Below are 12649 nucleotides of genomic sequence, written 5' to 3'. Positions count from 1 at the left end.
TGGTTCCTGCTCCGGGCACCCAATGATCGGCGCCCGGCCCCTCCTCATATCTTGCAGCGGGTCCCGCCGCAGCGCCAGCCCCTCAGGCTCAGAGCGCGAATTCCTTTGCCGCGGCAAAGCCCGGCAGCACCGGGGCGCTGGCGTTGAATTCAAACCGCCAGGAGATCCGGCCGCCGGTCTTGTAGCCGATCTTAACCTCGCCCAGGTTGCCAGTCATCATCAGCGCGGCGACGCGGCCGCCGTCCTTGAGCTGGTCCAGCAGCGCTGCGGGCAGCTCCTCGGCGCCGCCCTGCACCAGGATCACGTCATAGGCGCCGTGTTCGGCAGCACCTTCGGCCAGCGGGCCAATGTGCACGATGGCGTTGTCGGCGCCGGTCTCGCTCAGCAGCTCCTGCGCGTCCGCGGCCATGGCCTCGTCTTCCTCGACACCAATCACCATCTGCGCGATGCGCGCAGCCACCGCAGTGGAGTAGCCAAAGCCGCAGGCCACATCGAGCACCAGTTCGTCGTTCTGCAGATCCACTGCATCCAGCATCTTGGCCAGGGTGCGCGGCTCCATCAGCACTCGGCCGCCGCCCAGGCGCACGTTCTGGTCGGCATAAGCCGCCTCGCGCTGCGCGTCCGGCACGAATTTCTCCCGCGGGACCGCCAGCATGGCCTCGATGATCGGGTATTTGGTGACATCCGAGGGACGGATCTGGGTATCCACCATCATGCGGCGGCGCTCAGTGAATTCTGGCATCTGCTAAACTCATTTGTTCAGTCGGTCAGGCCGGTTGTGGCACATCCCGGCAAGCACGGCAACGGGGCCTTTGCGCGCGAAGGGCTAAAGTAGTGCGGCGCTGCCACCGGGCAACGGCCCCGGTGCGCCCGTGGCAAAAAACCTGTGCGCCCCCGGCAAAAAAAGTGCGCCCCCAGCAAAATACCTGCAGGCAAAAAAAGCCAGCGGCCCGAAAGGCCGCTGGCACTGGAGGAAATCATTGCTGAGCCGCAGCGCGGGCGGCGCGGCTACAAAGCGCAGGATTTGCAAAAGGGCGAGGCCGGGCGCTGGTCCAGAAAGTCGTCGCCGATGTCGTCGCCACAGATCCGGCAATAGCCGTAGGAGCCGTCGCGCAGACGGGCCAGCGCGGCCTCGATCCGGCGCAGCTCCTCGTGGCTGGCGTAGGGCAGCACCTCGATCGCGCAACCCGCGCCGCGTTCAGAGCGCGGCTGGCGGTGAGAGCCCATCCGGGGTGCTGCAGGGGCCTGCCCGGTACGGCACAGCAGCCCGGCCAGGCGCTGCCGCCGCGCCTCAAGCAATTCTCTTCTGGCGGAAAAGTCCATCGTCCATGCCCTCCAGTTCAGGTTTCGCGCAACGTGCCCCCGGGTCAGTTCTATCTCCTTGATCCAGGTCAAGATACTCGCGATTTACGGGGATTGCACTATCTTATAAGTTGCAAATTTCTGGTAAATCCCCATTGAACCGGAGGCCGCGCCCTACCCCGCTGCCGCTCCGGCGCAGGTTTTGCACAGCGGCGCAGCGGGCAAGAGATCCAGCCGCGCGTCGGAAATCAGGCCGCCGCAGCCGGCGCAGATGCCGTAGGTGCCGGCGCGGATCCGGCCCAGCGCGGCGTCGATCCGGCGCAGTTCGTCCAGCTCTGCGTTGCCGAGGCTTTCCAGAACCTCGTCGCCCTGCCGCTCGGAGGCGCGGTCCTCCCAGTCCTGCGGCATCGGCGCGTCCAGCGTGTGCTCCACCTTGCTCAGATGGCCGGTCAGTTCGGCGCGGCGCGCCTCCAGCGCCTGTTTGCGGGTTGATAGGTCCATGGCTCTGCCTCCTCGTGACTGTTCGCCCGAAGCCTAGCCCGGCGTGGCCCCCGCGGCCTTGACCTCGCTCAACCGCATCAAAGGCTCTGGCTTGCGCTCCAATGGCTTGCTAGACATTTTGCCAACAGAGAGAGCAGATTTGAGGAGTGACCGGAATGATGCGGATTTTTGCCTGCGCGCTGATGCTGCTGGGGCTGGCGGCCTGCGAGACCGCCAAGGGCGCGGGGCGCGATATTTCCAAGGCCGGCAACGCAATCAGCGGCGCCGCGCAGGACGTGCAGGACGCGCTGTAAGCGGACTAGCTTTCGCGAGGAGACGCAAAAACGCCCGGTATGCCGCCGGGCGTTTTTCTGTTTCTGCTGAGGTGTGTCAGATTCCCAGCATCGCCTTGGCTTCTGCCAGGGTCGCAACCGAGTTGGCATGATCGCCGCTGTCATGCAGTGCCTGCCCCTCGTCGCGCAGTTCCTGGACGGTTGCCAGGTCTTCCTCCGACAGTTCGGTGCCCGCGGCCAGTGCGGCGTCGATGGCGGCAATATCGGCGGGGCATTGCCCGGCCAGAAGCGGCGACGCCAGGAGGGTGATCGCGGCAGCCAAAGTCAGGTGTTTCATGGTGTTATCCTCCCCAGATGAACGGGGTGGAGGATAGCATGGAACGGGTGCGTTTTCAGCGGGTTGGTGCGCAGAGGCCGCGGATGGGCGGAGAGTGGCGCATGGGGGCGGCGGTAGACGGTGGGCAGGATTGCCCGCCCTACGGATATACAGGCGGATGGAGCTTATGGAGCGGCCTTACCCCGGCACCCGGGTTTCAAAAGGCTTGATTAGAACGCGGAGGGCAGCGCCCGGCCCGGCGGGGTGGGAAGCGAAGCGCCCGCCCCGTGGGGGGCGGGACGGGCGCTGCCCGGTCTGACGACCGGGCGAAAGAGGGTGATTGCAAGCCATTGTTTAGGTGTTCTATGAGCCGCTGGACTCTGAAGCAGGAGCACTACTTCGAACTTTACCCATAAACCAAACTCTCCCCTAAAGACCCTCGCACAGCATTTTTCAATTTATCCTGTGTGTTTTTTCCAAATGTCACACCGGTCAGTACGTAGTTGGGAACTGGGAAATACCCGTCTTCTTCCAGAGAGTATTTGACCAAGCGTACCTCCCCCTCGGGAGACCACATAGTTGTTTTACATGCTGAGAATGCTTGAAGTACCCCTACCCACTGCTTCGGATTGATATCAAACACTGGAACTCCATTTAGCTGAAATTCAGCCGCCAACAGTTCAGCCTCCGAAACACGCTTTCTATCCAGCTTATCGCCATAGAAAACTCTTGACCAGAAGGGCGCATCACTTTCCATGAAATCGTTCGCTAGGGAATAGTGGAGCTTGTACCCCCGACCCTCACAGGCGTACTTCTCCCACATGTGTTCTTCGTCATGCTTCTCTGGAATTGAAAAGCAAGATATTCGAATGCGCTGGGGAGCATTTTGCGTAAACTTCTTCTGCCAGGAACGCCTCCTGCCCAAAAAAGCTCGAAACTCTTTAACCGACCGATACTTCTGGCAAAATTCATGGCCTGGGGCCAAGTGCTGTAAAGCCGAAATGCGAAGGTTTTTATAGATACTCCGCAACCGCTCCTCAGATGACCTCACAATCGGAACGACGCCCTCAGCGCAGTCGTTCTGCCCACCAAGATGCCGAAACCAGACTTTTCCCCTTGCTAGGTTTTCAAGCTCAGATGCTTGATACTCGCCGCTAACAGGGCGGTAACGAACAAGCGATTGAGGAAGTACCAATAAACTGTCCATCTGTTGCCAAATTAGAGAAAGTGAATGCTAATCTTGCGACAGTCAAACACAGGCCACATACGTCCTCAAGAACGAAATTTTCAAGTGAAAGCGTGCTTTTACGCTGCAGCCTAGTTCGCAATGGAATGTGCAATCCGTCTTCATTCACCGTTTCCCCCAACCTAAAGAGCAGCGCCCGCCCGTGGGGGCGGATCGGGCGCTGCCCGGCCTCTCGGCCGGGCGGGACTCTGGCAATCGCAGACATAAAAAAACGGGGCCAAAGCCCCGTCTTGCAAGCGTTTTAAGAGGGTGCGTTTCCGGCGCAGAACAGGACCGGGCGGGCACGCAATTGGCTGCGCCAACCGCTTTCGCCCGCGCGTCCTCGAAAATGGACAGCCTTAGCTGTCCATTTTGAGGGCGGAAATAAACGCCTCTTGGGGAATATCCACCTTGCCGAACTGTCGCATCTTCTTCTTGCCCGCTTTCTGCTTGTCCAAGAGTTTCCGCTTCCGGGTGGCGTCGCCGCCGTAGCATTTGGCGGTCACGTCCTTGCGCAGGGCGGAGAGGGTCTCGCGGGCGATCACCTTGCCGCCGATGGCGGCCTGGATCGGGATCTTGAACATGTGGCGCGGGATCAGCTCCTTGAGCTTCTCGCACATCGCGCGGCCGCGCATCTCGGCCCGGTCGCGGTGGACCATGGTGGAGAGCGCATCGACCGGCTCGTCATTCACCAGCACCGACATCTTGACCAGATTGTCCTGGCGGTAGCCGGTCATCTGGTAGTCGAAGGACGCATAGCCCTTGGTCACCGATTTCAGGCGGTCGTAGAAGTCGAACACCACCTCGTTCAGCGGCAGGTCATAGACCACCATGGCGCGGGAGCCGGCGTAGGACAGGTCCATCTGGATGCCACGGCGGTCCTGGCAGAGCTTCAGCACGTCGCCCAGGTATTCGTCGGGCACCAGGATGGTCGCCTTGATGCGCGGCTCCTGGATGTGGTCGACCTTGGAGGGGTCGGGCATGTCGGCGGGGTTGTGCAGCTCGATCATCTCGCCGGGCTCGTTATCCTTGCCCTTCATGTAGACGTGGTAGATCACGCTTGGTGCGGTGGTGATCAGCTCGATGTTGTATTCGCGTTCGATCCGGTCGCGGATCACCTCCAGGTGCAGCAGGCCCAGGAAGCCGCAGCGGAAGCCGAAGCCGAGGGCGGCGGAGGTTTCCATTTCAAAGCTGAAGGAGGCGTCGTTCAGCGCCAGCTTGTCAATGGCGTCGCGCAGGTCCTCGAATTCGGCCGAATCCACCGGGAATAGACCGCAGAACACCACCGGCTGGGCCGGTTTGAAGCCCGGCAGGGCCTTCTCGGTGCCGTTGCGGTCGTTGGTGATGGTGTCGCCGACGCGGGTGTCGCGCACCTGCTTGATCGAGGCGGTGAGAAAGCCGATCTCGCCCGGCCCCAGCTCATCCACCACCTGCATGGCGGGGCGGAACACGCCGATGCGGTCGACATGGTGCAGGGTGTTGTTCGACATGAACTTGACCCGCATGCCCTTCTTCAGGACGCCGTCCATGATGCGGACCAGAACGATCACTCCGAGGTAGCTGTCGTACCAGCTGTCCACCAGCATCGCCTTCAGCGGCGCGTCGCGGGTACCCTGCGGTGCCGGCAGGTGCTGGACAATGCTTTCCAGCGTTTCGCGGATGCCCTGGCCGGTCTTGGCAGAGACCTGGATGGCGCCGGTGGCGTCGATGCCGATCACATCTTCGATCTGTTCCGCCACCCGGTCGCAGTCGGAGGCCGGCAGGTCGATCTTGTTCAGGACGGGGACGATCTCATGATCCGCGTCGATGGCCTGATAGACGTTGGCCAGCGTCTGCGCCTCCACCCCTTGGGTCGAGTCGACGACCAGCAGCGAGCCCTCAACCGCGCGCATGGAGCGGGAGACCTCATAGGCAAAGTCGACGTGGCCGGGGGTGTCAATCAGGTTCAGCACATAGGTCTCGCCGTTCTGCGCCATGTAGTCGATGCGCACGGTGTTGGCCTTGATGGTGATCCCGCGCTCGCGCTCGATGTCCATGGCGTCGAGCAGCTGTTCCTTCATATCGCGGTCCTTCACCGTTCCGGTCTCCTGGATGAGCCGGTCAGCGAGGGTGGATTTGCCATGGTCGATATGGGCGACGATGGAGAAATTGCGGATGTGAGCGAGGTCAGTCATGCTGAGGCATATGATTTGGATTCGGGGTTTGGTCAAGGTGGGATAGCCCCTTACAGGAGCAACCGTTGAACGTTGTAAACACATTTACAGGCTGGGTAAGTGATAATGCCCCAAGTAGCGTCCAAAGAGCGCTCGCTGTTCGCCATGCCCTAAGGTGCCTACCATTAGTGCATGTAGCGGGCGACGAAACCGCTTCACTAAAGGCCATGAGGGCAGCATTTACTGCCAATGTATGCTTGCAGCCATGGAAAGGAATGAATGACATAGACTTTCCTGCTGTCACCTCTGGGTTCACAGAACTCATTGCACCAGCGAACAACGCCAAGTTCGCAATAATTGGCGCGCTGAAGTCCGTTACAACAGTGGAGAAGCAGAAAAACAGCAAGCTGACAGAACTTACCATCAAAGACGGGATGGACGCGTTGCGAGATTCCGTACAAGTCTCCTATGAACACTCAAAGAAACCTCACTCTCACAAACGGCAAGCCACCGAGACTGACGAGCTTCAAGAAAAGCTAATTCGTCAAATGCAAATCGAGTATGATGAGCTTGCAAAGTACGATCTTAACTTTCTTCGTACGCAACCCCTGTGGCGACAAGCTCACTTCAATTCCCAAAACTTGAACCACTGCTTCCAAGTCGGTGCGGCGCAACTAACATCTTGGGGGAACCAAGAAACTTCCCCTTGGTCATTTTGGAAAGATTGGTACCAGCGAACCCTCGACGGCGAGCCTTTGGCTTGGGAGCTGCAGCAGCGCATTGCTCAGATTGATGAAACAATCTGGAAGGCAGGAGTGGAGCCCACGGCAAAGGAAATTAAGCGAACACTCCATCTCTACCAGTTGGAACAAGAGATAACTAAGCTTAAAAGAACTCTGACTACCCAGACAGGTGATACAACCACCTACAATTTAGGTGACAACGGTGGACCTCCGCTCGACGATGAAGCGGAACGAGCCATTCAAACTGACCTCGCGCTGATCTGGATGCATGTTGATGAACTTGAAGCAGAAGCAGCGAAACCAGAGCCATCAAGGGACACGCTAGAAAAGCTTGCCAAGTGGTTTCAGGACCTCCTAGCTAAGGCTACTGCTTATTTTGGCAGCAAGGCGGACATCGTGTTGACCAAATCCGCTGAAGTGACCGGCACCGTTGGTACAACGGCAACCATCGCTTATCTGACCGCATCCTCAGCCGCTCAGAACGAAGGACTCAAGGGGCTGGTTGAAGCAATCTGGAATTTCGCCAAGACACTGCCCCCCGGTTGAGTTCAGCCTCCCGCCCGGCGGCACCGCCGGGCAGCGCCCGATCCGCTCCCACGGGCGGGCGCTTCGCTTCCCGCCCTCGGACCGGACGCTGCCCTCCGTTTTACGACGCGGCCTTTGCCCCCTGCCCTCCGCGCCTTGCCGCCAAAACCCCGCAAATTCGCGCCGTTCCCTGCATGGCTCGCCAAAATGCGCTATACTGCTCCCGTACCGCGAGACGCGCGCCCCTGAGATGCGAGTGACAAGCAAAGGAGGACGATCCGCATGGATGCAATCAAAGCCGCTGAATACGCCCGCGCGCTCTACAGCGCGCATGGCGACAAGGCCGAGGCTGAGGCCGCGCAGAAGATGCGCGCCTGCGAAGAGGCCGGCAAGGACGATGAGGCGGCAGACTGGAAAGCCGTGCGCCAGGCCGTCCGCGCCCTGCGCGGGCCGAACCAGACCTGAGCGAAACCAGCGCTGGAGGGCCGTCGACCGTGGCGCTCCAGCCGCCTTCATTCCCCGTTTACCACGATTGAAACGCAGCCCCGCATTTGCCATACTGCGGCCAGAACTGCGGGCATCAGACCCGCTTGCCAAACACGGGGCATGAGCAGATGAAAACTTTCCTGACAACCGCGCTCTGCGCCGGCTTTCTGGCCGCGCTGGCGCCTGCGGGCGCTGAGGCCGGCGCCATTGAACGCGCCTGCCGCCAGTCGGACCGCACCGCGGCCTCGCCCAGCCTTTGCAACTGCATCCAGAAGGTCGCCAACCGCAGCCTGACAGCGTCGGAGCGCAAGAAAGTCTCCAAGTGGTTTGCCGATCCGCACCAGGCCCAGGTGGTGCGCCAGTCCTCCAACCGCAGCGACGAGCGGCTGTGGCTGCGCTACAAGGCCTTTGGCGACCACGCGGCACGCAGCTGCGGCTGAGGCGGCGGCACATTCACGATTGCTGGGGGCGCCCTTCGGGGCGCCTTTTCTATTGATGCATCCGCGCTGCGGCATTTTCGCAAGGGGGAAAGACTGCGGCATTGCCACCCTTGACCCGCGCAGCCTCAAACCGCAAAGAACGGCCTAAGGTATTGGAGCAGTTGATATGTTGATCAAGGGCGTTTCCTTGCGCGGGCTGGAAGTGTTTGAGGCTTTGGCCAAGACCGGATCCGTGGCGCAAGCCGCCGAGATGACCGGGCTGAGCCAGCCAGCGGTCAGCCAGCAGATGCGCAACCTGGAAAAGGCGCTGGACAGCGAACTGATCGACCATGGCCGCCGCCCGATGGTGCTGACTGCCGCAGGGCGCAGTTTTCTGGCCCGGACAGAGGCGGTGCTGGGCGAGCTGCGGCTGGCCCAGAGCGAGCTGACGGTGATGGACCTCACCCACCTGCAGGCGCTGTCGATCGGGCTGATCGACGACTTCGACAATGACCTGACGCCTCGGCTGGCCACCATCCTGGCCGACAGCCTCACCCAGTGCCGGTTCAAGATGATCACCGCCTCCAGCCACGACGTGGTGCGGGCGATGGAAGCGCGGGAACTGCATATCGCCATTGCCGCCACTGCCGGCGGCCTGCACGAGGGGCTGGTGGAATACCCGCTGGTGCGCGATCCCTTCATCCTGGTGGCGCCGCGCGGCGCGGTCTCGGATGCGGCGCAGGCGGCAGAGCAGCTGAGCGGCCTGCCCTTCCTGCGCTATGCCCGCGAACAGCTGATTTCACAGCAGATCGAGGGGCTCCTAGGGCGCCAGAAGCTGGAGTTCGAGAACCGGTTTGAGGTCGGCTCGCATCTGGCGCTGATGGCAATGGTGGCACGACGGATCGGCTGGGCCATCACCACGCCGCTAGGGTATATGCGCGCGGGCCGGTTCCACGACCAGATCGACGCCTTCCCGCTGCCGTTCGGGGAAATGTCGCGGACAATCTCACTGTTCACCGCCGCCGACTGGGCCGACCGGGTGCCGCGCGATGTGGCCGAGACCGTGCGCCGACTGGTGCAGACCCAGATGATCGATCCGGCGGTGCAGCAGCTGCCGTTCCTGGCAGGCGGTTTCCGGGTGATTGCGGAGTAATTTACAGCGCCGCCCTAAGGCCCTTGGCGGCCTGTTCGATCAGGTCGAGGCAGCCGTCGAAGTCGCGGGTGTAATAGGGATCCGGCACGTGGCCGGCACCGGTCTCCGGCGCATAGTCCGTGAACAGGCGCACCGGGGTTTCGCTGCCAGCCGGGCGCAGGGCTTCGATGTTTTTCAGGTTACTGTCATCCATGGCGATGATCAGGTCGAAGCTCTCGAAATCGCCGCGCCGGAACTGCCGGGCGCGCAGGTCGGAGATATCCAGCCCCCGCGCCCGCGCAGCCGCCTGCATCGGGCCGTAGGGCGGCTCGCCTGCGTGGTAGGACGCGGTGCCGGCGCTGTCGGTCTCAGCCTCCGGGCAAAGCGCGCGGAACACGCCCTCCGCCGCCGGGGAGCGGCAGATGTTTCCTAGGCAGACAAACAGAATACGGGTAGGCATGGGCAAATGGCTCCTTTGAACGGGAGTAGTGATAGGAGGTTCTGCAGCGATGGAAAAGAGCGCGAAGATCGTGATCCTAACCGGCGCCGGGATTTCCGCCGAGAGCGGGCTGGGCACCTTCCGCGATGAGGGCGGTCTCTGGGCGCAGCACCGGATCGAGGATGTGGCAACGCCCGAAGGCTTTGCGCGCAATCCGGACCTGGTTCATGGCTTCTACAATGCGCGGCGCAGGCAGGCGGCGGAAGCAGCGCCCAACCCGGGCCATCAGGCGCTGGCGCGGCTGCAGCGGGAGCATCCGGGAGAAGTGGTGATTGTGACCCAGAACGTCGACGGGCTGCATGAGGCCGGCGGCGCAGACGGGGTGCTGCATATGCATGGCACGCTGGCAGGCGCGCTGTGTGCGGCCTGCAGCCACCGTTGGCCTGCACCAATGGAGATGCAGACCGGCCAGCCCTGCCCTGCCTGCGCGGCGCCTGCCGGGCGACCCGATGTGGTCTGGTTCGGTGAAATGCCGTATTTCATGGAGGAGATCTATGCCCATCTGGCCGGGGCGGATCTGTTTGCCGCCATCGGCACATCGGGCGAGGTTTACCCAGCCGCGGCCTTTGTCGATGAGGCGTATCTGGCAGGCGCCCATACGGTGGAACTGAACCTGGAGCCGTCGGCCACCGCTTCCCGCTTTGCAGAGCGCCGCTTTGGCCCGGCCAGCGGGATTGTTCCGGACTGGGTGGCTGAGCTGCTTACCTAGCACCAGATGGCAAAAAGCCCGCCAAAGGGCGGGCTTTGGGCGCGAAGGAGGGCTGCAGCGCGGCCTGACGCCGCGCCCGCCCTGCTAGTCACGGGATCAGTTGGAGTGGCCGCCGTGGCCTTCGGCCTTGCGCTCCAGATCCACCGGCACCTCGATCTCGACCTCGCCGGCCTTTTCGAACACCAGCGTAACCTTGACCACGTCACCGTGGTTCAGCGCCTGCTTCAGGCCCATGAACATGATGTGGTCGCCGCCGCGCATCAGCATATGGGTTTCACCGGCCGGCACGGCAAAGCCTTCCTCCACATGCATCATCTTCATGACGCCGTCATCGCCTTCCTTGTGGGTGTGCAGCTGCACCTTGGCGGCCACGTCGGAACGCACGTCGATCAGCTGATCGTCGGCCTCACCCTTGTTCATGATCTCCATGAAGGCGGCACCGGCCTTGGCTGTCGGGGAAGATACCCGCGCGTATTGGTCGTGCACCATGATCATGGCATCGCCTGCAAAGGCGGAGGTGGCAAAGGCAGCAGCAGCCGCGGCTGCAAAAACAACAGACTTCAGGGACATGTTCTGTCTCCTCATTAGTTGGGTTTTCAAATTTCAGATGGGAAAGGGGGGCGCAGTCAGGCAGCCGCTGGCGGCGCACGGGCGCTGGCTTGCAGGATATGCTGCACCGAGGCCAGTGCGGCGTGCTGATCGCCTGTCACGGTGCCGCAGATCTCTACCGGCAGCACCAGCCCCGCAGGCTGCGCCACCGCGTCCAGCACATGCATCACGCAGTCGGGGCAATTGTGCGGCGGTTTGGCCGGCTGGCCGTCGCTGTCCACATAGATGGTGACCGGACCGGTGCCGGTGCAGATCACCATCTGGCCCGCAGCGTCACGCTCCCCCTGCCGGGCGGCAGCGCTGTGCGCGGTCAGGGCAACCGTCAGGGCCAGGAACAGGCCAAGGAATATGCGCAAGGCGGGTATCATCACAGGCAGGTATGCCCCCAAGGAGCACGGCCTGCAAGGCCCGGCTCTGCGGCAGATTGCGCAAACGCAAACACCGCGCAGGGCTGCCCCTGCGCGGTGTCTCTTAATCCGATCCGGTGAAGGGATCAGGCCAGGGAATTAAGCCTGTGCAGCTTGTGCCTTGGCGATCTCTTTCTTCACTTTCAGCGCGTTTGCCGACAGCTCTTCGTCTTTGGCTTTGGCCAGGAACGCGTCCAGGCCGCCGCGGTGGTCGACAGAGCGCAGGGCAGCTGCGGAGATGCGCAGCTTGACGCCACGGCCCAGAACTTCGGACTGCAGGGTCACGTCGTTCAGGTTGGGCAGAAAGCGGCGCTTGGTTTTGTTGTTGGCGTGGCTGACATTGTTGCCAGTCATCGGGCCTTTTCCGGTCAGTTCGCAACGGCGCGACATATCTTCATCCTTCGTTTTTTGGAGGCTCCGGCAGTCCGGCGCCAAATCACAAGGGGCGCGGCCATTGGCTGCGCCCGAAAACTGGTCCGCTGCTCTTACGCTCAACCGGCAACAGCGTCAAGTGATTCAACTCAGCTTTCTTGCCGCGCTTACTGCACCTTTTCCTGCGCCGCTTCAAGCCTCTCCAGACCGGCTTCTGCAGCGGCCCCGAGCCCCGGCCGGCCGCGCTGCCGGGCCACCCGTGCCAGCTTTTGCCAATAGGTCCGCGACAGCCTGCGCCGGCTGCGGTGCAGCTCCAGTACCCGCGCCGCGTTCAGCGGGCCGTCGCGCAGCAGCGATTGCAGGTCCCAGAAGCTGCCGCCCTCGCGGATCACCTGGCTGGCCGGATGGCCGCCGCAGGACAGCCGGCACAGTTGCAGGTCCTGAAACACCGCCTGGATGAACAGCGCGTGGCTCAGGTCCATCTTGCGGAACGGATCAAACAGCACCACGCCCTGCAGGTCATGGCGGCCATAGCGCACCAGATCGCCGAGCGCCGCATCAAAGGCCTCTGCTTCCTTGCGGCGCCGGTCATGCGGCACCACGCCCGGCGCAATTGTGTATTGCGGCGAGACGGCGATCAGGCGGTTCAGGCGCAACGCCCCGGAGAACCGCAGCGCCCCGTAGCCGCCCATGGAAAACCCCATGGCAGAGACGTCGCCATAGCCCTTGGACAGTTCCTTCAGGCTGCGCGACAGCGCCTTGGTCTCGCTGTTGATGTACCAGTCGTTGTGGCGGGGCTGGATGTGCAGATGGGCATAGCCGTGCCTGGTCATGTTCCTGACCGGGCCGCGGTCCTCGAACTCCCCGGCCACGGCAACCCGCTGGCGGAAGGTCACGAACAGCCGTTCTGCGCCTGCGTTGAACAGCGAGGCGCGCAGGCATTCGCCGTCGAAGACCCGGGTTTCCTGCATCTGCGCGG

Annotated in this window: 17 protein-coding genes; 6 read left to right on the top strand and 11 right to left on the bottom strand. The window is 62.3% G+C overall.

Features of this window, described 5'->3' with window-relative positions; genetic code table 11:
- Positions 1-88: 88 nt before the first annotated feature.
- The 3 genes from RA25_RS00440 to RA25_RS00430 form a co-directional block, all read right to left on the bottom strand.
- Positions 89-742, bottom strand: a complete 654-nt coding sequence (locus tag RA25_RS00440; protein WP_039151347.1) for a protein-L-isoaspartate O-methyltransferase family protein — start codon at positions 740-742, stop codon at positions 89-91.
- Between the two features lie 266 nt (positions 743-1008).
- A complete protein-coding gene (locus tag RA25_RS00435) occupies positions 1009-1323 on the bottom strand; it encodes a TraR/DksA family transcriptional regulator (protein WP_019296118.1) in 315 nt (104 codons plus the stop codon).
- Between the two features lie 153 nt (positions 1324-1476).
- On the bottom strand, positions 1477-1803 hold the full coding sequence (locus RA25_RS00430) for a TraR/DksA family transcriptional regulator (RefSeq protein ID WP_019296117.1): 327 nt from the start codon (positions 1801-1803) through the stop codon (positions 1477-1479).
- 155 nt (positions 1804-1958) lie between these two features.
- Here RA25_RS00430 and RA25_RS22275 point away from each other — a divergent pair, with 155 nt between their 5' ends.
- Complete coding sequence (locus tag RA25_RS22275; RefSeq protein ID WP_019296116.1) at positions 1959-2096, top strand: entericidin A/B family lipoprotein; 138 nt, start codon at positions 1959-1961, stop codon at positions 2094-2096.
- Between the two features lie 76 nt (positions 2097-2172).
- Here the strand turns inward: RA25_RS22275 and RA25_RS00425 are convergent, their stop codons facing one another.
- From RA25_RS00425 to lepA, 3 genes are all read right to left on the bottom strand, one after another.
- Positions 2173-2412 carry a hypothetical protein gene (locus RA25_RS00425; protein ID WP_019296115.1) on the bottom strand — a complete coding sequence of 80 codons (240 nt, stop codon included), beginning with the start codon at positions 2410-2412 and terminating at the stop codon, positions 2173-2175.
- Between the two features lie 385 nt (positions 2413-2797).
- Entirely contained in the window at positions 2798-3598 is an 801-nt protein-coding gene (locus tag RA25_RS22555) for a DUF2971 domain-containing protein (RefSeq protein WP_152612141.1), read from the bottom strand.
- Between the two features lie 377 nt (positions 3599-3975).
- Positions 3976-5790, bottom strand: a complete 1815-nt coding sequence (gene lepA, locus RA25_RS00420) for a translation elongation factor 4 (RefSeq protein ID WP_039169385.1) — start codon at positions 5788-5790, stop codon at positions 3976-3978.
- 254 nt (positions 5791-6044) lie between these two features.
- On the opposite strand from lepA, the gene RA25_RS00415 reads away from it, so the two are divergent.
- The 4 genes from RA25_RS00415 to RA25_RS00400 all read left to right on the top strand — a co-directional run bounded on the left by RA25_RS00415 (position 6045) and on the right by RA25_RS00400 (position 9095).
- Positions 6045-7058: a hypothetical protein gene (locus RA25_RS00415; RefSeq protein WP_039169380.1), complete on the top strand. Its 1014-nt coding sequence runs from the start codon at positions 6045-6047 to the stop codon at positions 7056-7058.
- A gap of 261 nt (positions 7059-7319) precedes the next feature.
- Positions 7320-7502 (top strand): hypothetical protein, encoded by a 183-nt coding sequence (locus tag RA25_RS00410; RefSeq protein WP_039169377.1) that lies wholly within the window; start codon positions 7320-7322, stop codon positions 7500-7502.
- Between the two features lie 149 nt (positions 7503-7651).
- Positions 7652-7963, top strand: a complete 312-nt coding sequence (locus RA25_RS00405; RefSeq protein WP_019296110.1) for a hypothetical protein — start codon at positions 7652-7654, stop codon at positions 7961-7963.
- Between the two features lie 166 nt (positions 7964-8129).
- Positions 8130-9095: a LysR family transcriptional regulator gene (locus RA25_RS00400; protein WP_019296109.1), complete on the top strand. Its 966-nt coding sequence runs from the start codon at positions 8130-8132 to the stop codon at positions 9093-9095.
- 1 nt (position 9096) lies between these two features.
- Here the strand turns inward: RA25_RS00400 and RA25_RS00395 are convergent, their stop codons facing one another.
- Positions 9097-9534, bottom strand: a complete 438-nt coding sequence (locus RA25_RS00395; protein ID WP_019296108.1) for a low molecular weight protein-tyrosine-phosphatase — start codon at positions 9532-9534, stop codon at positions 9097-9099.
- A 49-nt stretch (positions 9535-9583) separates the two neighbouring features.
- Here RA25_RS00395 and RA25_RS00390 point away from each other — a divergent pair, with 49 nt between their 5' ends.
- Positions 9584-10282 (top strand): NAD-dependent deacylase, encoded by a 699-nt coding sequence (locus RA25_RS00390; protein WP_039169372.1) that lies wholly within the window; start codon positions 9584-9586, stop codon positions 10280-10282.
- A gap of 96 nt (positions 10283-10378) precedes the next feature.
- Here RA25_RS00390 and RA25_RS00385 read toward each other — a convergent pair whose 3' ends face one another.
- The 4 genes from RA25_RS00385 to RA25_RS00370 all read right to left on the bottom strand — a co-directional run bounded on the left by RA25_RS00385 (position 10379) and on the right by RA25_RS00370 (position 12641).
- The gene (locus tag RA25_RS00385) at positions 10379-10852 is read right to left on the bottom strand and encodes a copper chaperone PCu(A)C (RefSeq protein WP_039169368.1); all 474 of its coding nucleotides are present in this window, start codon (positions 10850-10852) and stop codon (positions 10379-10381) included.
- Between the two features lie 56 nt (positions 10853-10908).
- Positions 10909-11259: a hypothetical protein gene (locus RA25_RS00380; RefSeq protein ID WP_039169365.1), complete on the bottom strand. Its 351-nt coding sequence runs from the start codon at positions 11257-11259 to the stop codon at positions 10909-10911.
- A gap of 138 nt (positions 11260-11397) precedes the next feature.
- A complete protein-coding gene (gene rpmB / locus RA25_RS00375; RefSeq protein ID WP_019296104.1) occupies positions 11398-11688 on the bottom strand; it encodes a 50S ribosomal protein L28 in 291 nt (96 codons plus the stop codon).
- 149 nt (positions 11689-11837) lie between these two features.
- Positions 11838-12641 (bottom strand): hypothetical protein, encoded by an 804-nt coding sequence (locus tag RA25_RS00370; protein ID WP_039169361.1) that lies wholly within the window; start codon positions 12639-12641, stop codon positions 11838-11840.
- Positions 12642-12649 lie beyond the last annotated feature (8 nt).

The sequence above is a fragment of the Leisingera sp. ANG-S5 genome, assembly GCF_000813925.1.
Lineage (GTDB): Bacteria > Pseudomonadota > Alphaproteobacteria > Rhodobacterales > Rhodobacteraceae > Leisingera.
The sequence above is the reverse complement of the archived record's forward strand: the minus strand, read 5'-3'. Positions and strand labels throughout refer to the sequence as shown.